This window comes from Vibrio sonorensis (assembly GCF_001854765.1).
GTDB lineage: Bacteria > Pseudomonadota > Gammaproteobacteria > Enterobacterales > Vibrionaceae > Vibrio > Vibrio sonorensis.
The window spans coordinates 1-20977 of sequence record NZ_LJJE01000022.1 but is presented as its reverse complement, the minus strand read 5'-3'; the positions used below and the strand labels follow the sequence as shown (position 1 = coordinate 20977).

The 20977-nt window shown below is 43.1% G+C and carries 21 protein-coding genes and 2 pseudogenes; 5 read left to right on the top strand and 18 right to left on the bottom strand.

The window, feature by feature from the left end; all coding sequences use genetic code 11:
- Positions 1–19 precede the first annotated feature (19 nt).
- The 12 genes and pseudogenes from BLO31_RS03835 to BLO31_RS03780 form a co-directional block, all read right to left on the bottom strand.
- On the bottom strand, positions 20–1693 hold the full coding sequence (locus tag BLO31_RS03835; RefSeq protein ID WP_070962967.1) for an ABC transporter substrate-binding protein: 1674 nt from the start codon (positions 1691–1693) through the stop codon (positions 20–22).
- 771 nt (positions 1694–2464) lie between these two features.
- Positions 2465–3324 (bottom strand): annotated as a pseudogene (locus BLO31_RS03830) (PhzF family phenazine biosynthesis protein).
- Positions 3325–3420: 96 nt separating this feature from the next.
- The gene (sufE, locus tag BLO31_RS03825; RefSeq protein ID WP_070962966.1) at positions 3421–3834 is read right to left on the bottom strand and encodes a cysteine desulfuration protein SufE; all 414 of its coding nucleotides are present in this window, start codon (positions 3832–3834) and stop codon (positions 3421–3423) included.
- 3 nt (positions 3835–3837) lie between these two features.
- Entirely contained in the window at positions 3838–5070 is a 1233-nt protein-coding gene (locus BLO31_RS03820; RefSeq protein ID WP_070962965.1) for a SufS family cysteine desulfurase, read from the bottom strand.
- Entirely contained in the window at positions 5067–6335 is a 1269-nt protein-coding gene (sufD, locus tag BLO31_RS03815; RefSeq protein WP_070962964.1) for a Fe-S cluster assembly protein SufD, read from the bottom strand. Before sufD ends, BLO31_RS03820 begins: the two co-directional genes overlap by 4 nt.
- The gene (gene sufC / locus BLO31_RS03810; protein ID WP_070962963.1) at positions 6313–7056 is read right to left on the bottom strand and encodes a Fe-S cluster assembly ATPase SufC; all 744 of its coding nucleotides are present in this window, start codon (positions 7054–7056) and stop codon (positions 6313–6315) included. The genes sufD and sufC overlap by 23 nt, the downstream gene beginning before the upstream one ends.
- 3 nt (positions 7057–7059) lie before the next feature.
- Positions 7060–8523, bottom strand: a complete 1464-nt coding sequence (gene sufB, locus BLO31_RS03805; protein WP_070962962.1) for a Fe-S cluster assembly protein SufB — start codon at positions 8521–8523, stop codon at positions 7060–7062.
- 4 nt (positions 8524–8527) lie between these two features.
- Complete coding sequence (locus BLO31_RS03800; protein WP_070962961.1) at positions 8528–8896, bottom strand: iron-sulfur cluster assembly accessory protein; 369 nt, start codon at positions 8894–8896, stop codon at positions 8528–8530.
- A gap of 212 nt (positions 8897–9108) precedes the next feature.
- The gene (locus tag BLO31_RS03795; protein WP_070962960.1) at positions 9109–9492 is read right to left on the bottom strand and encodes a response regulator transcription factor; all 384 of its coding nucleotides are present in this window, start codon (positions 9490–9492) and stop codon (positions 9109–9111) included.
- Between the two features lie 82 nt (positions 9493–9574).
- Positions 9575–10153, bottom strand: a complete 579-nt coding sequence (locus tag BLO31_RS03790; protein ID WP_070962959.1) for a dimethylsulfonioproprionate lyase family protein — start codon at positions 10151–10153, stop codon at positions 9575–9577.
- On the bottom strand, positions 10146–10451 hold the full coding sequence (locus tag BLO31_RS03785) for a hypothetical protein (protein ID WP_070962958.1): 306 nt from the start codon (positions 10449–10451) through the stop codon (positions 10146–10148). Before BLO31_RS03785 ends, BLO31_RS03790 begins: the two co-directional genes overlap by 8 nt.
- A gap of 29 nt (positions 10452–10480) precedes the next feature.
- On the bottom strand, positions 10481–10726 hold the full coding sequence (locus BLO31_RS03780) for a TetR/AcrR family transcriptional regulator (RefSeq protein WP_070962957.1): 246 nt from the start codon (positions 10724–10726) through the stop codon (positions 10481–10483).
- A 105-nt stretch (positions 10727–10831) separates the two neighbouring features.
- Between BLO31_RS03780 and BLO31_RS03775 the strand changes: the two genes are divergently transcribed.
- Both BLO31_RS03775 and BLO31_RS03770 read left to right on the top strand, forming a co-directional pair.
- Positions 10832–11893, top strand: coding sequence for an SDR family oxidoreductase (locus BLO31_RS03775; RefSeq protein WP_084659591.1), 1062 nt, complete (start codon positions 10832–10834; stop codon positions 11891–11893).
- 25 nt (positions 11894–11918) lie between these two features.
- Positions 11919–12356, top strand: a complete 438-nt coding sequence (locus tag BLO31_RS03770; protein WP_070962956.1) for a hypothetical protein — start codon at positions 11919–11921, stop codon at positions 12354–12356.
- A 70-nt stretch (positions 12357–12426) separates the two neighbouring features.
- On the opposite strand, the gene BLO31_RS03765 is transcribed toward BLO31_RS03770, so the two are convergent.
- Positions 12427–12786, bottom strand: coding sequence for a hypothetical protein (locus BLO31_RS03765; protein ID WP_139158931.1), 360 nt, complete (start codon positions 12784–12786; stop codon positions 12427–12429).
- 1128 nt (positions 12787–13914) lie between these two features.
- Positions 13915–14799: a LysR family transcriptional regulator gene (locus BLO31_RS03755; RefSeq protein ID WP_070962953.1), complete on the bottom strand. Its 885-nt coding sequence runs from the start codon at positions 14797–14799 to the stop codon at positions 13915–13917.
- A 165-nt stretch (positions 14800–14964) separates the two neighbouring features.
- On the opposite strand from BLO31_RS03755, the gene BLO31_RS03750 reads away from it, so the two are divergent.
- The gene (locus BLO31_RS03750; protein ID WP_070962952.1) at positions 14965–16146 is read left to right on the top strand and encodes an MFS transporter; all 1182 of its coding nucleotides are present in this window, start codon (positions 14965–14967) and stop codon (positions 16144–16146) included.
- Positions 16147–16286: 140 nt separating this feature from the next.
- Here BLO31_RS03750 and BLO31_RS03745 read toward each other — a convergent pair whose 3' ends face one another.
- Positions 16287–16886, bottom strand: coding sequence for a class I SAM-dependent methyltransferase (locus BLO31_RS03745; RefSeq protein ID WP_070962951.1), 600 nt, complete (start codon positions 16884–16886; stop codon positions 16287–16289).
- Between the two features lie 603 nt (positions 16887–17489).
- Between BLO31_RS03745 and BLO31_RS03740 the strand changes: the two genes are divergently transcribed.
- Positions 17490–18245: a hypothetical protein gene (locus BLO31_RS03740; RefSeq protein ID WP_070962950.1), complete on the top strand. Its 756-nt coding sequence runs from the start codon at positions 17490–17492 to the stop codon at positions 18243–18245.
- A gap of 63 nt (positions 18246–18308) precedes the next feature.
- Here BLO31_RS03740 and BLO31_RS03735 read toward each other — a convergent pair whose 3' ends face one another.
- From BLO31_RS03735 to BLO31_RS24805, 3 genes are read right to left on the bottom strand one after another with little or no spacing between them, the layout of a single operon-like run.
- On the bottom strand, positions 18309–18605 hold the full coding sequence (locus tag BLO31_RS03735; RefSeq protein ID WP_070962949.1) for a hypothetical protein: 297 nt from the start codon (positions 18603–18605) through the stop codon (positions 18309–18311).
- Positions 18605–19267 carry a DUF3466 family protein gene (locus tag BLO31_RS24810; RefSeq protein WP_139158930.1) on the bottom strand — a complete coding sequence of 221 codons (663 nt, stop codon included), beginning with the start codon at positions 19265–19267 and terminating at the stop codon, positions 18605–18607. The genes BLO31_RS03735 and BLO31_RS24810 overlap by 1 nt, the downstream gene beginning before the upstream one ends.
- Entirely contained in the window at positions 19234–20211 is a 978-nt protein-coding gene (locus tag BLO31_RS24805; RefSeq protein WP_070962947.1) for a DUF3466 family protein, read from the bottom strand. The genes BLO31_RS24810 and BLO31_RS24805 overlap by 34 nt, the downstream gene beginning before the upstream one ends.
- Before the next feature lie 386 nt (positions 20212–20597).
- On the opposite strand from BLO31_RS24805, the pseudogene BLO31_RS03720 reads away from it, so the two are divergent.
- Positions 20598–20977 (top strand): annotated as a pseudogene (locus BLO31_RS03720) (hypothetical protein); the annotation flags it as partial.

The following is a 20977-nucleotide window of genomic DNA, read 5'->3' as shown; positions in this document are numbered from 1 at the left end:
GTTTTATCAGCTTAGTTGATTACTCAGCTTTCATATAAAGATCTTTAGAGAAGATCTTTTCTTCTGGGTTGTTCGCTGGGAAGCCACCCACTTTAGGAGATAGTAGACGTGCTTTAACGTACTGGTAGATAGGCGCTAGTGGCATATCTTTCGCTAGCAACTGTTCTGCTTCTAGGTAAAGCTTAGTACGCTCTTCTTCAGAAGTAGATGTCAGTGCTTTCGCCATGATCGCGTCGTATTCAGCGCTATCATAGTGGATACCGCCAGTGGTGTTGTTACTCTTCATAAGAGTTAGGAACGAAGAAGCTTCGTTGTAGTCACCACACCAACCAGCACGAGCAACTTCGAAGTTACCTGAGTCTTTCGTTGATAGGTAAGTCTTCCACTCTTGGTTTTCTAGAGTAACGTCAAGACCTAGTGTCTTCTTCCACATTGAACCTAGTGCTACAGCAATTTTCTTGTGGTTTTCAGACGTGTTGTAAAGCAGAGTGAACTTCAGTGGGTTATCTTTACCGAAGCCCGCTTCTTCAAGAAGCTTAGCTGCCTGCGCATCACGCTCAGCCTGAGAAAGTTTACCGTATTCTGGCGTTTCTGGGTTGAAGCCCGCGGTAATTTCAGGAGTTAGGAAGTAAGCAGGTTTCTGGCCTTGACCTAGGATCGCATCAGATACGATGTTACGGTCAATCGCGTAAGAGATAGCTTTACGAACTCGTACATCGTCAAACGGCTTTTTCTTAGTGTTGAAGATGTAGTAGTAAGTACATAGGTTACCAACGATAGATAGCGACTCTGGGTGTTCACTCTTAAGACGCTTGTAGTGCTCGTTTGGCAGCTCGTAAGTAAAGTCAATTTCACCAGCTAGGAAGCGGTTCATTTCAGCGACTTGGTTTTCGATAGGTAGGAAAGTTACCTTGTTCAACGTAGTGTTTTCGTTGTCCCAGTACTTTTCGTTACGCTTAAGTACTAGACGCTCGTTCACTACCCAGTTGTCAACAACGTAAGCACCGTTACCAACAAAGTTACCTGGCTTAGTCCACTGATCGCCATGCTTCTCAACTGTTGCTTGGTGTACAGGTTTAACCGTAGTGTGGCCCATCATCATTACGAAGTAAGGAACCGCTGATTCTAGGTCGATCTGTAGAGTGTGATCGTCAATCGCTTTCACACCTAATGTTTCTTTATCAGCTTCACCCGCGATGATCGCTTTAGCATTCTTCATCTTCGAGTACTCTAGGTACCACGAGTATGGAGAAGCAGTAGCAGGATCAACAGCACGCTTAAAGCTGAAAACAAAGTCGTGCGCTGTTACTGGGTCGCCGTTTGACCAGATAGCGTCTTTGCGAAGGTGGAATGTAAAGCTTGTGTTGTCTGTTGTTTCCCAATGCGTAGCAACACCTGGAATAGTATTACCATCAGCATCTTGGTTAACTAGACCTTCCAAAAGGTCACGAATAACGTGAGATTCAGATACACCCTGTGACTTGTGTGGGTCGATAGTTGCAACTTCGGCACCATTACCGCGCACTAGCTCTTGAACTTCTGCTAGCTTGTTTGAAGATTCTTCTTTTTTAGCTTCAGGTTGAGGTGCTGGTTGAGTTGCTTGTTTTTCTGCCGGTTTGTCACCACATCCGGCTAAAGCAAGTGACAGGCCCGCACCCATAAGAAGAGCGCGTGTAATCTTGTTTTTGTACATGCGTAAAACTCCAAGTTTTTATTTTGCATCCATGACTTCCTTGTGAGGCACTAGAACGGAAAGTGCGATCATGTGCTAATTAAAGCGAACTCGTGCAAAAACTAAGCACAAAAGTCTAAATCCTCACAAAGATTGCGGCACACATTAGCAATCATCGAATTAATTTGCCATAAAAATGTACCAAAAAATAGGATTCCACTAGGGAATCCATATCGATCTGGTATAATTATCTAATGTTTGATAAACTTCTAGTTCATTCAATTAAGATAACTCTGGCCGATAGGCCGAAGTCCCAAATCCTCTAATAAGACACTTTTTCGTAGCATCTTATGCTGAGTATTGTGCGAAAAAATTAACATCTGTTATGCCGACTAGCTAACGTTTAACCACTTTGTTCTGCTAAACCGTAGAAAATTGTGAACGTCATCACCACATCATATATACAAGAGTATTAGAACTATCAGTTAGATTTAACATGAGTGATGTAGCGGTTTGGTTAACAACCCAGCACTGTCTCAAAGTTTGTAAAGTATGATTTACGGGTTAGTATACCTACTTTTGCTAACGCACTTTTTGATCTGATTAGGTATTAATCAATTAAATACCTGTCACAAAAATCATTGCGCTATTCACTCATTTCCCATCGTAAACAACTGCCTAATTACCGACCGTTCTGCCGCATCTTCTCTTTTAGATTAGCGGCGAGCGAAAGCAGCTAACCAATCCGAAAAAAATAAACGTACACTTTGAGAAAGCGTCAATAAGAGATGTTTAGTTAATGTAGCTAGCAGAATCGATAATCTTAGCGACGCCGCCAACTTTTACGCTTTGAATAGCTTTGCCGTCTGACTCAAGGTTGACAAATATTGCAGAGGTCTCCCCCATTGCTCTACCCTGTTCAAAAGTAAACTGGTTGCCAATTTCTGGTATAAAGCGCCATAGGTAACAAGCCAACGCACCGCTTGCACTGCCCGTGGCACACTCTTCATCAATTCCAAACGCTGGCGCAAAGTTGCGGCAACTGGCTGTCGCTGTGTTTTCTTCGTTATTGAGTTCAAATACGTGAAAACCAATCGCGTTATACCGTTTACTGACCACCGCGACCTTATCCATATTAGGCGTTAGCCTATCAAGCACCCCCTTGGGAACAGGTACAATAATATCTGCAAGGCCCGTGCTGATCTTTTCTACTGGTAAATCGGTCTGATCAATCAGAGCCGTCTCTATTCCCAAGGCATCGGCGACTTCACTAGAAGGGATACTTCCAAAAAACTCTGGCGTAGTCTGATCCATAACGACGTAGCATCCTTTACGGACACACCCAACTCTCCAGCTTTAGTGCGCTGAACGTATAACCCGTCATTGATGACCTGTTGCTGAGACAAAACGGAAAAAACAGCGAGTGTCGCGTGACCGCAAAAGTCCACTTCTTCTGTTGGTGTAAAGAAGGTGACATGGAAGTCTACTTTAGGATCAGCACTCACAAACGCGGTTTCGGAATATCCAACTTTCGCTGCGATCACCTGCTTTTGCTGATCGGTTAACCTGTCAGCATTTAAGACCACGCCAGCCCCGTTACCTCCGGATTCGTTATCTACAAATGAGAGAACTCGATAAACCTTAACTTCCATTGTTTCACACCATCAGTTTGCTAATGGTGTGAATATATCTAACTCAATGACAGATAGATAGCGATGATGGCTTGAGTGAATCCAAATGACGTTTCTTTAAGCAGTCATAAGCTGGTTAGCTTGATATTTTATCCGCGCAACAATGGCATCTAACCCTTGTGTACGACTTGGAGTGAGGTGAGATTTTAAGTCTAGCGACGTAAACCATTCCTCTATATCAAATGCTAAAATCTGTTCGGCGGTTTTTTCGTTATAAGCAATTGCGAGTAAAGCCAGTAACCCACTAACAATAGCCGCATCACTAAACGCGTAAAACCTAACGACTCTGTCTCCGGTGTTCTCACTGAGATTGAGCCATACTTGACTTTGACAGCCGCGCACTTTGTGCTCGTCCGTCAACTGTTCTTCTGGGTAGCTTTCTAGCCTTTCACCTAGCTCTATCAGGTAGAGGTACCTCTCTTCCCAATCCTTACAACGTTGAAAATTTTTGGTTAGTTTTTCAGGTGTCATACTCTACCTCAATAGTTGACTGATGCGATTTAACCCAAACACCAGTGCATCAATATCTTGGCTATTGTTATACATGGCAATAGACGGTCGGCAGACCGCAGACACGTTAAGTTTGTTCAGCAGTGGCATGGCGCAGTGATGTCCAGTTCGAATGGCGATACCGTAGCGATCTAAGAAAGCTCCCACATCAAAAGCGTGGTGCTGACTTAAGTTGAACGAAGCGACACCCGCGCGTTTTTCTGGCTCCCCGTACAGCGTCAGATCTTTTACTTCACTAAGCTGATGTACCATGTACTCCATCAAACGGTCTTCGTAGTCGGCAATCGCTGCTACGCCAATATTGTTGATATAAGCGATCGCCTCTCCAAGACCTAGAATACCTGCCACATTGGGCGTGCCAGCTTCAAAGCGCCACGGTGCATCCCCATAGGAAGTCCCCGTGGGTAACTTGACCTGATCGATCATCGCACCGCCCCCTTCCCAAGGGAGCATTTCAGCTAAGTGTTGCGACTTGCTGTATAGAACACCAACGCCGGTCGGACCGTAGAGTTTATGAGCTGAAAAAACGAAAAAATCACATCCGAGCTCTTCAACATCGATTGGTTGATGGACGACCGACTGAGCGCCATCCACCAGAACAGGAACCCCAAGCTTATGAGCTAGCTCGATGTATTGCTTGACCGGGTTTACCGTGCCGAGCACATTGGAAACCTGCGTAACAGCAAGGAGCTTAGTTCGCGGATTGATCAGTTTTTCCAACTCTTGAAGTTCGAGCTCACCTTTGTCGTTGATTGGCCAAACGCGAATGGTTAAATTGCGCGATTCCGCCAACATTTGCCAAGGAACCAAATTGGCGTGATGCTCCATTTCGGTAACGATAATCTCGTCACCCTTAGTCACTTTTGAACGCAAAAAGCTGTTGGCAACCAAGTTAATCGACTCTGTTGTCCCCTTGGTAAACAGAATCGATTCTGAGTTTTTCGCGCCGAGAAAGTTCGCCACACTGGCTCTCGCCGTTTCTAGATCATCAGTCGCTTTCATGCTCATGAAATGTGCGCCTCGATGAACCGTTGCGTACTCCTCCGTATAGAAGCGCGTCATTCTATCTATCACACACTGAGGAGTTTGAGCCGTTGCTGCTGAATCTAAGTACACTAAGTCGCGGCCATAAACTTGCGTTTGTAACGCTGGAAAATCCGAACGCCAAGGGTTATCAGCGATATCGATAACACTCATAGCTTTGGCTCCGGATGAACAAGTTGTCCAATGCGATTTTCCACATAATTGCGTACATAATCGTTACTGATCTTCTCTGCCACTTGCCCTGCAAATGCAAACGTCAGCATTTTTTCAGCCTTACTGCGCTTAATACCACGCGCCTGCATATAGCCAATTTGATCTTTGTCTAATTGCCCAGTGGTTGCACCGTGGCTACATTTGACGTCATCGGCATAGATTTCAAGTTGGGGCTTTGAGTTAACCTGCGCTTTGCGGCCCAATATCAGATTGTGGCTATCCATTTGACCATCGGTTTTAATCGCACCTTCATCAACGTAAATCATGCCGTCAAACACTCCGTTACTGCTGTCTCTAGCAATGACTTTGTGAAGCTGTTCGCTGGTACAATGCGGGAACTGGTGCCTCAGATAAGTTCTAGAATCGAACACTTGCTCCCCTTGGGGTAAAGCAAGACTGTTCATTTCAACTCGACCATTTTCGTCTTTAAACAGGCTGCTGGTTTTATGGCGAATAATTCCGCCATCAAACATCATTACGGTTGAGTTAGCATAACCATCTCTTTCTACCGCGATATCATTGTGGCCAAAGTGGTGTTGAAGCTCACCTTCTTCGATCAACTTGGTGTGCTCTAGCCTTGCACAGTGTTCCACTTGCATGGTAAAGCGAGAAAAACTCGTGCCTCCGCCTTGGCTTAGCGAAACATGGTGCTCAATGACTTCACACTCTGACAACCTGCCAATACTCAAATGGTGTCGATAGCTGCACACTTCGCCGTGGCCACCTGAGTTGATATGGAATAGATATATCGGCTTATCGACCGTATAGCCCTGTTCGACTTCAATAAATACACCTGCCGTTGCCGTGGCATCAGCCAGTAAAGATATCGCTTCGGCGTTGACCGAGGTCGCAAGCTCAAAACTCTCTACATCCGTAATCGCATTCAGAGGAGTTACTTTTACTTTCGGGATCCAATCTGAAGCGCGCAACAAAAAGTGGCCATCGAAGAACACTAAACGATAGCAGTCAAGCCCAAGGCTCAACCCCTCATAAGAGAGGTTTTCAAAACACTGATTAGAGGCCGAGCAAAACGGAAGCTCAACAAACTTATCCAGTGACGTGTATTTCCAGTCTTCGTGTTTTTTATGAGGGAAACCAAGCTTAACAGCCTGTTGCCACTGTCTAAGCTGCCATGGTTGCTGCTGTACCAACGGCTGCAATAAATCCATTGGCTTTGGTACGTTATTCACCAGTGATCCAGCCATAGCCTTTCTCCTCAAGAGTTTTAGCCAAGGTATGGTCGCCAGATTTCACTATCTTACCCTTGTATAAAACGTGAACGTAATCCGGCTTGATGTAGTCCAGAATTCTTTGATAGTGCGTGACCATGATAAAGGCACGCTTATCATCTCTCAGGGCATTAACACCTTCAGAAACCGCTTTAAGAGCGTCGATATCTAGCCCTGAATCTGTCTCGTCCAAAATGCATAGATCTGGTGAAAGCACCGCCATTTGCAGAATGTCATTACGTTTCTTTTCGCCACCGGAGAAACCTTCATTTACCGAACGTTCCAATAGGTCTACTGGCATCTTTAGCAAGTTTGCTTTTTCTTCCAATAAGTCTTCAAAATCGAAGCGGTCGATTTCTTTTTCACCGCGATACTCACGAATACCGTTCAACGCCGTTTTCAAAAAGAGCTTGTTACTCACGCCAGGGATCTCAACTGGGTATTGAAACGCGAGAAATACGCCCTCACCTGCTCGTTCGTCGGCATCCAACTCGATTAGATCTGAACCTTTAAAGGTGATCTCTCCCTGTTTGACTTCATAGTCTTCTTTGCCTGCAAGCGTTGCCGACAATGTACTTTTTCCTGAGCCATTTGGCCCCATAATCGCATGAACTTCACCCGGTTTAATCGAAAGGTTAATTCCGCGTAAAATTGGAGTATCTTCTACACTTACGTGTAGGTCTTTAATTTCTAACATGTTTTATCCCACACTGTGTTCTAGGCTGATTGACAATAGTTTTTGAGCTTCCACCGCAAATTCCAACGGTAGTTCCGAGAACACATCTTTACAAAATCCGTTAACAATCATTGAGATTGCATCATCTTCACTGATGCCGCGCTGAACGCAGTAAAAGAGTTGGTCTTCGCCAATTCTCGACGTCGTCGCTTCGTGCTCAATTTGAGCCGTCGGGTTCTTCACTTCAACGTAAGGGAAAGTGTGTGCACCACAGTCTGCACCGATCAACATCGAGTCGCATTGGGTAAAGTTTCGAGCCCCTTCCGCTCCCGGTAGCACCTTAACCAAGCCGCGATAACTGTTTTGGCTTTCACCAGCAGAGATCCCCTTTGAGATGATGGTAGAACGAGTGTTCTTTCCGATGTGGATCATCTTAGTGCCCGTATCTGCCTGCTGGCTTCCACTGGTAAGTGCAACTGAGAAAAATTCCCCAACCGAATGATTGCCTTTAAGGATCACACTTGGGTACTTCCAAGTAATAGCAGAACCCGTTTCTGACTGCGTCCAAGACATTTTGCTAAAGTCCCCTTCGCAGACGGCTCGTTTCGTGACGAAGTTAAGTATTCCGCCTTCCGTTCCCGCTTCACCGGAGAACCAGTTTTGAACCGTCGAGTACTTAACTTCTGCATGCTTATGAACAATCACCTCAACCACTGCAGCGTGCAATTGATAGCTGTCTCGCACTGGCGCTGAACACCCTTCGATATAGCTGACGTATGCGCCTTCATCCGCCACTAAAATAGTGCGTTCAAACTGGCCAGTTTTGGCTTGGTTAATACGGAAATAAGTAGAGAGTTCTCGCGGACAACGCACGCCCGGTGGCACGTATACGAAGGTACCGTCGGAAGCCACTGCCGCATTAAGGGCCGCGAAAAAGTTGTCGTCTGCCGGAACCACTGTGCCTAGATATTTCTGAACTAGCTCTGGATGTTCTTGAATCGCTTCGCTAAATGAGCAGAAAATGATGCCTTGTTCCGCCAGTTCTTCTCGATATGTTGTGGTGACAGAAACTGAATCGAAGATAGCGTCAACAGCAATGTTTGCGCCTTCGCGAACCGGAACCCCCAGTTGCTCAAAGGCTTTTTCTACTTCTGAAGTGAGGTACTCGTTGGAGCCGTCATTGGACTCCTCACCTTCACATTTTTCACAGCTCGGAGCGGAATAATAGCTATAGCTCTGATAGTCCAAGCTCGGGTAATCCGCTTTTAACCAGTGTGGCTCTTCCATCTGCTGCCATTTTCTAAAGGCATCAAGTCGGAACTCTAACATCCACTCTGGTTCATTTCTCTTGGCAGAAATCGCTCTCACTACCTCTTCAGTGATCCCCACGGATAGTGTGTCACTAGAAACCTCGGTGTAGAAACCTTCTTTGTAACTGCCTCTTTGCAGAACCTCTTCTACTTCCGCTTGCACTTCAACCGCACACATTTAGTTACACTCCAAAGCTTTCACCGCAACCGCATAAATTTTTTACGTTTGGGTTGTGGTAAACAAAAGATTGATTCAGTCCTTCACGCACAAAGTCCACTTCCGTGCCATCCACCATGGGCATAGCCTTTAAAGCGACATAAAACGTGGTATCAAAAGACTGATATGAGAGGGCATCTGCATCAGGTGTTTCAACCAACTTCACGTCATAGGCAAAGCCCGTGCAACCAGATGGCTTAACATCAATTAAAAAGTGCTGTGACCCTTTTGTAAGTTGATTGATTCTGGCGGCTGCCGCTTCAGTTAACTTGACTCCTTTCCACTCCATATCGTGTACCGATATTTCTGTGGAACCTAACGCTTGATCGCTCATAAACGACCCTCATAATTGAAATTCACAAAGGAATGATATTCATTATCATTTGCAATTCAACCATAAAGTTAAAGGGGTTTATTAGAACTTGATTACTTCGACACAAAGCGAGGCGAGAGGCTCGTGCTACAGCATCTCTGCCTAAAATAACGAGAAAGGTATTTAATGAAATGAATTAGGTTAATTTTATAGCGCTTTGCTATATTTTTCGCTTAGTCGGAAACACCTAAAAACAGTTGAAGAGTTTTTGTCAGTTCCACTTCTAAGTCGCTTTTATCGATAACAAAATCAGCGCCCAAAATTGAAGCGGTTTTTAACGTTGTATCAGAGCTTGCTTGCCGATATCCACCCGACATAACGACCACCATCATATCTTTGTATTTTTTTCTGATACGCTTGGTAAGTTCATACCCGTCCATCTCTGGCATGAATACATCCGTCATAACAAGATCGATGGGCTGGCTATCAAGAACACTCTCTGCCTCGCGACCCGATTCGCATAGGTGTACATTAACTCTGTCAGCAAACTGCTGAGAGACAAGTTGTTGTGCAAAAGCCAGCACCGATTTTGAATCATCAACAATTAGTAGTTCCATGCTCTATACCCAAGGAGAAACTCATCCAAAAAGTTTAGGACAATAAAAACCTAATTGCATACTAGCAAACTGAACTCCACCCTTATACGATATCCGGCATCTCGAAACCGCCTCCACGCCAACAACTTAAAATCAGTACTGGTTGGTCAGAGGCTTTAATTGAATGAACAACATTGGGTAAATGGTGGATATACTCCCCTGCGTGTTTCCAAGAGCCTTTGGCTCCATCGGCTTTCCACCAAACTTTTCCCGCTAGAACAAAATAGAGTTCTTCCGGTTGATGCTTATGCGCTGGATACTCAGTGTTGGCATCCAGTAACATTACTTCCATCAATCCTTGTTCAAATATTAAGGGACCGTTGGCGTCAGCAATCGGAAACCATGCCACTTTGTTATAAAAATCTTCACCAAAGTCTTCGATTTTGTATGGCTGTCGCCACTGCTGCCGAGGAGCGTTACTGACAATCGTCTCTACCAAAGCTTGTGTATGGCTAGATGCGCTTCCTACGTGGGATAGACAATCACAGATATCGAGCCAACTTGGTGACAAAGGTTGAATACTCAGCTTTTCTACACTTGGAAAACTGTTAAAAAAAGATAAGCAAGTATCGTCACCTACCTGATTTAACAAGTGTAGCGCCTGCTGGTAGGTACTATTCATGTTTCAATCCATTAAAAAGCACATCAAAAAACAGGCGGCTTTGACTTTCCAACTCTTCCATCGTTTTGACTGAGTGCTTTACGCCGGTGATCCCAGATAGGATTAATTGCGCTAGCTGCTCTTGATTCACGTTTAGCGCCGATAGGTTCAACTCGTTGCAAGCTTTGCCTTGTTCTAATAGTGCCACCAGATGCTCAAACAGCCACCTGCGTATCTCGTCCATTTCTTCTGGTGCCAAGGACTCCGCGAGTGGGATCAGTTCGTGCCCTTTGGGCGTAGTTAACGTTGGTGTTAGCACCACTTTTTCAAAAGCGATCAGCCCCTCTGTTAAACGAGTAAAAGGCTTTGCGTACTCTCAAACTGCGCCATCGCCGAAGATTTTGCCTTTGAAAACACATCGACCAAAAGACCGTGAAAAACCGCTGCTTTGTTTTTGTAGTACTGATATACCGCAGGACGAGATAAACCCGCCTCATCAGCGATGTCCTGCATAGTGGTTTTCTTGTAGCCATATTGACCAAACACCGCCACCGCTGCCGACATTATCCGTAGTTGAGTTTCTTGAGCTTGCATTCATCGCTCCATTTATTGCTTTCAATACATCTTGACATATTTTACAAAAAACGTCACCCTGACAATATATACACAAAATGTCAGAACGTAACTAAGGAATCAAGCATGAATAACTTTGAGGCAAGTCACTCGTTACATTCCAATCTTAAAGACCCTGAAAACACCGTAATTGTGGTCACTGGGATCAGTGGGTTTTTAGGCAGTCACATCGCGAAACAACTGCTCGCTATGGGCTACCAAGTACGCGGGACGCTGCGTTCGATGAAGCGAGCCGCAGATATACAAGCACTTATCATCCAAAATGGGATACAAGATAAAAATCGCCTATCCTTCCATGAAGCTGACTTACTCAACGACCGAGGCTGGGAGAACGCCGTCAAAGGCGCTGACTACGTTATTCATGCCGCTTCACCATTTCTTACTTATGTACCAAAAAGCGAAGACGAAGTGATCAAGCCAGCAGTTGAAGGAACCAAACGCGTTTTGCAGGCTGCCGTCAAAGCTGGCGTAAAACGTGTGGTGTTGACTTCTTCAATTGCAGCAGTGATCTACGGTGATGGACAAAGCCCATATAATGAATCGCATTGGACTGGAAACGACCCTAAAAAAGTCACACCCTATTACAAGTCCAAAACTTTGGCCGAGCAGTTCGCATGGAACTTTGCAAAAGAAAACAATCTCGAACTTTCAGTGATCAACCCCGGCGCGATCCTTGGTCCTGTTTTAGAGAAAGACTATGGCACCTCTGCAGAGATCGTCGTTAAGTTGCTAAAAGGCGAGTTTATTGGCCTTCCAAATATCGGGTTCGCTATGGTGGATGTTAGAGACGTTGCGGAACTTCATATTCGCGCACTGTTTCACCCCAAAGCCGCAGGTGAACGATTTATTGCAGCCGCTGATTTTAAATGGTTTAGCGAAGTCGCAGAAACACTTCGCAAAGGCTATCCCGAGTACGACAAAGCCATTCCTAAACGCAACTTGCCAAGCTGGCTAGTGAAGCTAGTAAGCCGTTTTGACCCTGCAATAAAAACCGTTGTAAAAGACTTAGATAACGAACGTAGAGTAAGCAATCACAAAGCGAGAAGTACATTAGGTTGGCAACCTAGAAGTAGCGAAGAAGCAATACTTGCTACCGCTGAAAGTGTTTTAGAACAAGGCATCGTCTAATCGTAACGAGTACTAAGGAAATCTAATGAATACGTTTCACAAAACTTCGTTTGTTTTATTCTCTATCATCGCCTTGTTGATGATAGCGACAGGAGCAACCTATCTCACCGCGCCAACCATCATGCCTTATCACCTCGCGGCGATGGAAACCACTTGGCAAGGTTTGTCTCAAGGGATGCAAAACATGTCGGTTAACTTTATGAAGTCGGTATCGGCTGGATTCCTCTCTTCAGGGCTTGCTGTACTCATTCTATTAGCCGTGCCTTTTAGAAAAGGAGAAACTTGGTCTGTATTTGCTATTTTCGCGCTTGTTCTTACACAAGTGGGGATTATTGCGACTCGGACTTATGACGTCAGTGTCAATACGATGGCTAATCCACCTCTGTTCCCTCTACTTGCGGTATTAGTTCTCGCCGTGATCGGATTTGTGTTAGCGCTATTTAAGAAACCAACACTGCGGTAAGAGACCTAAGTCAAAAGCGCCGCATTCGCGGCGCTTATGGTTATCACTTGTTACAATCGGCAGCGACCCATTAAAAGAGTCGTATTCTGTATTGATATTTCAAAGACACGTTGTTTTCTAAGTAATGATATTTTGAGCCAGATTTATCCGCAGAAATTAGATCCCCGTTTAAGCTAATAATGTGATTGCCATAACTTGCTTCAAAGTATACGCCACCAGTAATCGCATATCCCGAGTGATCGATCCTATCTCTTTCTCCCACTCTGGAATGTTCTGTGTTCGTAATCACAAACTCACCTTCGTGGCTCTGATATCCCAACCCTAATCCCGCTCCCAATCGATATTGCCAACTTTGCGAGTGGCCTTTACCAAATTGGTAATAAAGAATTGGTGTTAAATAAAATGATCTTCCTCGGATTGAAGTGTTCATACCATCAACCTGATAGCCATTACCGAATGAGTGATCACTCGATTGCTTATCTAGCTTGATACAAAAAAGTCGGCCGAAAAAGTAATCCCCCAATTGGAATCATGACCTAAATAAAACGGATCCGTCCGCAAAGAAACATATGGGGATATACTGATGCCACCTGATTGAAACTCAGCAACATCAATAGATGAACTATCTTCCGTGATAGTAAGGGTACGATGCCCAAAGGCAGGGCCTACCAATAATTCAACAGCGTAATTCTTTGTTGAAAAACTGCAGAGCACTAATCCAAAAACAACTCGACGAATCATGATAAATACAGTGTTTTAACCAACATAAAAACATATGCAATCATACCAATAAAAGAGATTGTAAAATAGAAGTAAATTGCTGAATTATAAATATAATTTTTACGCCTACTTACCCTTTTTTGATTTAAAAAAGCGCTCGTAAAGAGCGCAAAGGTATTAAGTCAATTAAAATACGATGGTTCCAAGCAAGTGAGTGGATAACACGTCGAATAAAATCACTCACCCGCTTGGAACAATTAATAAACTACTTGTCTCTATAGTTTTAGGTAAGGGCAACTAAAGCTAATATTTTGATTTTATGCTTATCCTAGTGGCCTCGCCAAAAGCAGCGAAACCTTGCTAATTCAGTGACTAACTACACAAAAAAAGCGCCCCTTATGGAGCGCAAAAGCATTTATTAGTTAGAGAAAATTAATGGTCGTCAGCTGCGATAAAGCAACCATCGTCATTGCACTTCAAAGCAAACTTACGACCTATTTAGACTAACTCACCCAGCCATCAAAAATTAAGAGCAATAAGTATAACCTACTAAAAAATATGCTATTTCAAAAAAAACCGCACTCTAAGAGTGCGGTAAAGCTCAACCAATATTTAGGCAATTAAGGAGTATGATAGGTGCTCCGAACACCGAGCTGGTTATTCAACCTAAGAAAGCGACAATCCGTTATCTGTTGCGAAGTGCTTCGGAGCAAATAAACAATAACGACCAGCGCTCTTTAAAAGAACGGCATAACTTTTTTTTGATTTGCCCAGATGCAGTAAACAAAGGGGCTTTTTATACCCAATATGTTCGTCTCGCAAGCCCTAAATTCTCTCTTTATTTCAATATTAATCTCGGTTGAATAAAGTCAATAAAAGCCGAAATTCTCTTAGAAACAGAAGAAGATTTATAATACACCGCGCTCACCTGCTCTCGACTTGTATTGGTCACTTTATCTTTCTCAAGTAGACTTACTAATTGTCCGTTTTTTAAATCATTTTTCACCATAAATCCCGATAGGCACGCAATTCCATTTCCAGCCAAAACAAGCTGACGCACGGTTTCGCCACTGCTTGAAATAATCTCAGGTTCGCCCATTTCGAACCCTTTTAATGGCCATTGGTTAAGTGCCTTCGCTCCAGAAAAACCAATCAAACTGTGACTTTTTAAATCTGAAACCACCTTGGGTACGCCTCTTTTACTGATGTAACTCGGCGACGCAACAATATGCAATGGGCTACTTCCTAGAGGCCTTGCGTGCAATGTGGAGTCTGGAGATTGACCAATTCTAATTGCAATATCCGTTCGTTTTTCCAATAGATCTACAAAGCCTTCGTTAGACGTTATATCCAGTTGAATATCGGGATAGGCTTTTTTAAAAGGCTGAACGAGTTTCACCAACTGATGCAAAACAAATGGGCTAGCCGCGTCTACTCGAAGGCGACCTTTAGGTAATTGATCTTTAGTAATAATATCCTCTTCCGCTTTTTGAAGCTGACTCAAACCCATCCTTACTGCCTCAACAAATTGGCGACCTTCTTCGGTAACTTCGACTCGTCTGGTCGTTCGATTTAGCAGTGTTGCTCCTAATTGCGATTCAACTTTATTTACTGCTCGTGACACTCTGGCAACTTGAATACCCATGCTCTCAGCCGCAGCAGAGAACCCGCCACTGTCAACCACCGCTAGTAGGATTTCGAGTTCATCCGAACGCGTTAGCATTTATTCTCTCCCCCAACCCCATCCGATTACCCACATTTATAACAAAAGTAATTTGTAATAAACACTATTTATCACAACAAACAGCTCACCAATAATATTCGCAACGCAAGCCTATACCCTTATGCGGCTTGCTGAAAATATGGATTAATTAAAAGAGAAATTGCTATGCCTATAGCCCTATTCGCGCTAACTCTAAGCGCCTTTGCGATTGGAACCACCGAGTTTGTCATTGTTGGATTAATTCCCACCATGGCCAGCGACTTAAACGTTTCCCTACCCTCTGCTGGACTATTAGTGAGTCTATACGCTTTGGGGGTCGCCGTTGGCGCTCCCGTTTTAACAGCAGTAACAAGCAAGTGGAAACGAAAACACGTTTTACTCTCGGTTATGATCTTGTTTGTGCTGGGAAATCTTCTGGCATGGCAGGCACCAAACTACAACACTCTCATTATTGCACGAGTGCTAACTGGCTTAGCTCACGGTGTATTTTTCTCTATAGGCTCAACCATTGCGACCAGTTTAGTTAGCAAAGAAAAGTCTGCCAGCGCCATTGCTATCATGTTTACTGGCCTAACGGTTGCCCTCGTTACGGGTGTACCTCTCGGCACATGGATAGGACAAACATTTGGCTGGCAAACCACCTTTTTAGTGGTTTCCGTATTGGGCATACTCGCTTTGATAGGAAGCGCCTTTCTTGTTCCTAGTAATTTAAAGCAACCACCAGCAAGTAAACTGTCATCACAACTCAAGGTGCTCACACACCCACGCTTACTCTTGGTGTACGCAATTACCGCCTTGGGGTACGGGGGAACATTTACTGCTTTTACATTTTTAGCACCTATATTGGAATCGGTCTCTGGGTTTGGTGCCAATGCCATAAGCTTGATTATGTTGGTTTATGGCGTATCTGTTGCATTTGGCAACTTATGGGGCGGTAAGATGGCCGATTCTATGGGACCGATTAAATCTTTGACCCTAATATTTACTGGCCTGATTGCAGTTTTATTGATGTTTACTGTTACTGCATTTAACCCAGTTGCTACTATTGCGACCGTCCTCATATGGGGAGCCTTTGCCTTCGGCAATGTCCCGGCGCTACAGGTTTATGTGGTCAAGCTAGCCGAAAAATATACCCCTAACGCGGTTGATGTGGCATCGGGCCTTAACATAGCCGCCTTTAATGTGGGTATTGCATTTGGCTCTTGGACTGGCGGTTTGATCGTTGAACACTCTGGATTGATGCAGACCCCATGGGTCGGCGCATTTGTCGTCTTATTCGCACTACTCTTAACCAGAATTAGCGGATGGCTGGAAAAGCGTAATCAAAGATACGCGACTACGTACTAAAATCTTGAGTGAAGCAGTCTAAGACATACGACCTCTTGTGAATCAGCATTTGGCCACTTAAGCCTATTAAAGTCTCAAAAACCGCTCATTAGAGCGGTTTTGCTTACCGGTTTCATTTACGAATCGTTGTTACAGTTATGCTAAAGCGGGCAAAATTGCTTTCTACCTATCCCCTGAACCACTGATGCCAATCCAGTGTGGTAAGTGCCCTCTATCACTTCTCTCTCACACTCTGTTAAGAGAATAAAACTCAGCATTTTCAACTCTTCTGTCAATGTTTCTCTCGTTTGCATAGTATCGGGATTATTCCCTCCTCCCGTACCATACTTAATTTGTTCGGGCGTATAGGACTCTGTGAGAAAAACGCCACCAACCTTTAAACCTAACTCTACTCTTCTCAACACCGACGCGCGCTGCTCTGAACTCAAAGGACAAAAGATAGAGACAATGCCATCCCATTGGTTCCAGCCAATGTCAAAATCGACCAAATCTGAATGAATAAAATTGATGTCTACGCCGTTGTGTTTGGCAAGCAACCGAGCTTTTTCTAGACCGACCATAGAGCAATCGACCGCGGTAACCTCGTAACCGAGTTTGGCAAGATAAACAGCGTTGCGCCCTTCCCCCTCTGCCAAACTTAAGATTTTCCCTTTGGGAAGATGATTGGCGTGTTTTCTAAGAAAGTCATTGGGCTCCACGCCATAAACATAGTCAGTCGAGCGGTACACTTCATCCCACATACTTTATTCCTATCAAGTAAAACAAAATCTGAATAATTGGGATGCTACAACTTAAAGTCGACTTTAGGTCAAGATTGATAAAGGGTGATTCTTTAAAGTCGAGAAAGACACTGCCTACCTTCATTATCCTATGCCTATTAACAGTCTCAAAATACGGAAGATATTCCCCCAGAGCCTTTAAGTGGTACTAGTTTTAATTGAAACAGAACACGACGTGAGACTTTAATCCCTAATAGTTAAACAATTATTATGCAATATTATCAATTAACCCGCTAATCACTGTTGAGTCAATATTACGGTCAAAAAGTGTTACATCAACACATGAAAATAAATATCATTATTGATACGAATGGAATAATATTCAAAAAGATACTGGACAACATAAAAAATCAAACATTTTCATTCAGATTTTTCAATTATATAAAAATTAAAATTGTTAATAAGCAATGTTTCAAACACGTTAAATAAACAATAATTAAAATCCAAATTCTTATAAAGAATCAGTCATAAATTCAAGACCAAAAATTAGATAAGGACTACTAAAGTCGTTATCTTAAAATATATTTTTAATTAGGATGATAATCAATTACCCAAGGAGTATTTATGAACCACTCACGTTTTGTTGGTGCAGTAGTTTTAGCGGTTGCACTAAGTGCATGTGGAGGCGGAAGTGGAGGCGGTGATAACACAACCTCTAATCAAAACGTACAAACGCAAAGTAATACCGAGCCGACATCCCCTCAAAACGGCATCTACTATAACTCTGACAGATTTGCGGTAGCTTTAGTGGATAAAGACGCAGCTAACAATGGTCTTTTCGTCATAGACTACCCCAAAGAGTCTCTGTTTCACGGTAAAACAATTACTGTTGGAAGTAATACTATTGAAACCTCAGGCATATACTTCAACGCTGGCCGCCTAACTATAAGGTCTGGTGGCAATCCAACAAAAGCAACTTTCACGGCACAAGGCCTTGAATATGATGTTGGCTCGTTAGCCTCTTTTGATGCAAGCTCATATACAGGCCTTAAAAAAGCGGGGGCGAGTATTGCTATGAATGAGCTTGTAGGAACATTTACAGGTGGCACCAGCGGAGGTGATCAAATCCAGATCGACAGTGCAGGTAATATCACATTAACCCTGAGCAACGGTTGCACCTTTGACAATGCAGTAATTAGCAGAACGAAAGACTATTACTATTCCGCTACTTCAGTTACTGGAACGGGTTGTCCTATCACATCTGATAATGGTAACAATTTCACGTTAAAATTGTTCACTGTCAAACACCAATCTGCAGACTATATTTTTGCTGTTGCCTACAATGCGACTTTGAGTGGCTGGACCGTCATTAAAAAATAAATTTTTAACCAACACAAAAACCGCTCGCTTATTCCGAGCGGTTTTTGGTTCTACTTTTAAAACTCAATGCCTTACAGCACGTCGCCACACACCAATAAATACGCATAGGATCAAGCCCAAATAACCAAAACTTCCCGACGACGTATTTTTGATTATACTATCGCTTGGTGCTGGATTGGGTTGAGGGGTATTTTCCTCAATAGGTTTTACTTCTGGTGCTTCTGGCTCTACTTTCTTGGTTCTAAGGCGAATATCATCTGAAGACGCTCCATTAATAGGTATCAGTTTTACGGACACGATTTTAGTTTCGCTTTCACACGTTGCGTTGTGCTCAATACTTTTGTATCCATCCGGACACATCAGGCCGTCGCCGCAATAATTCCCGCATTGTTTATATCGTTGGCGTCGATGATACGAAACTTATTATGATGTCCAGCAAGTGTTCCGTCGTTAGTCAGATCATCTAACCACCATGCTTGATTTTTAAAAATATCACTTCGGGCACCAATAATTCCCGTAGCGTCATGTGGGTAAATGAACCCTCTTTTTAAACGTTCTGTTCCATTTATTTCCGGTTTATCATTAAAGTCAATATTACCGACAATCTCGTTGAAATCGTTTATGGCGTGTATTTTCCCACCAGCTCCATCGAAGAAAATCCCCTCGGATAAATACGACGCGGTAATCGGAAGTTGTGACGCATTCGCCACCCACAGTCGATTGTTTAGTGAACCACTTTGTGAAGTCACATCAGCATCGGCCAACTGTCCATCGTAATTTCCTCGTTTGCTGCTTCCGACGACAATAAGATGGCGATTAATATCCGTTGCAATTGAGTGAGTGTATAAGTATCCGTTTGTATTAAGCTGAGTGCCTTCAATCGCTTGAACGGACCAACCATTTATTTCTCCCCCAAGATCAAACGTGGGCATAAATACCGCAGCTTCTTGATGTAAGTTGGTTGAATCAACGCGACTGTAATAACCAGCTAACACTGGGCTATCCATATTGGATGAATCCAACGTCGCCGCCCTAACACTTGCTTGGCTCGACTGTGCCCTGTTGTAGCATTGGTTACTTTTGATACAGTAACTGCCCCAATATTTGTTACGTCCCAGACTACAGCTTGATTATTAAACGTTAAGTTCTGACACTGTGGCTTGGTATGAGGGTCGGAAACAGTGTCGCAATCATATTTGTTGCCGTAAATCGAAAATGCCGATGAGCCAACTACATATGTCTTCCCGTTATATTCAAATGCATCATATGCTCGTGTAACGCCCATAGTATCTAGCGGTTGAGCAGTAACAATTGGCTCTAGTGCATAGGTCCCATAGAAACCTCGACTCATGTACTGTCTAGCGTAATTATTCATTCCCGTATGCATGTAACCGCTACTAGAACTACCAATTAATTCGTTTTTTACTTTATTAATTAACACTTCATTAGTCCCAGAAATATTGCCTGAGACTTCACTTATAATAGATACTCCATTAGTCGCGGAAGCCTTATTGTTATTAGTACTAACATTAAAATTTGAATGCCAAGTGTAAGAATTAACAAACCTATTCGCGCCACCAGAACCTTGAGTCCCTAGATAACGATTGTCTGCCCACTCTTGACAGTTGGAATATTTCAAATTCAATTGACAGTAAGATAAATATTGTTCGCTATTTGTTGTATGGCCATATAACTTAAATCGACTGTCATCTAAAAATGGGAATTCGTTTGATAGCCAACTTGCTCCCTCCCCAATTCGCCCATAAGAAGCAAAAATTGGTTCTATTGCGGAACAGTCCTCCTTAAAACAATCCGTAACGGTGGTTAACTCTGCCACTGCACTAGCGTAGTTCTCATTGTCACGCTCACTCATTACCTCTATCTGATAGATGGCGGCATTAACAGGACGCGTCACCATTAATATCAAAAAACAAGACAAATAAAACACGCCATACTTTATTTTCATACAAATCCACTTAACAAACTACAAACCAAAAAACGAGTAATAATATTATATTTGGAAAAAATTTAAAACCATTTTATAAAGTAATTAATCTGTAAAATCAAACGAATATCAATTGGTGTAAGAAATTTTACCTCTCGTTATTTTTAATAATAAATCCGACCTCCCATCAATGTCGAAACTATCAATTAATCAGCCTTTATTACTCTTCTCTAAGATACTATTTCTAATAATGTTTATTTTTATTATTAGATTTAATTTAAAATTTTGGATATTCAATTTCCATTTGTAGCATTGTTCCTAAAGACTATTTTTTTATGCCCTTTATATAAGATTTACAAAAATAAAAAATTCTCTCATAGCATGCTGCAACTACAAAAGGAGTTTTTATGTATCGTGTTTTTTTATTGGGCCCAGTATTTTTAACTTTATTACTTAGTGGATGTGGTGGTGGAGGAGGTGAAGAGGAGTCGGGTCAGAACTCTTCCCCTCAAAGTCAAGCAACAACGAACAGCCCAAAAGATGGTATCTACATCAACGAAGCAGACTTTGTTGTTGCGTTAGTAGACACCGAAATATCCACAAGTGGTTTGATCGTATTGGACAACAATTCTAGTTCTGTCTTTCGAGCTAAAACTATTACCGTTGGAAACAACACTATTGAAACCTCTGGTATCTTTTACAACTCGACAGGAATGACGCTCAATTCAGGTGGCAACCCGACAACTGCTACCTTTACTTCTGAAGGGCTAAATTATGATGTGGGATT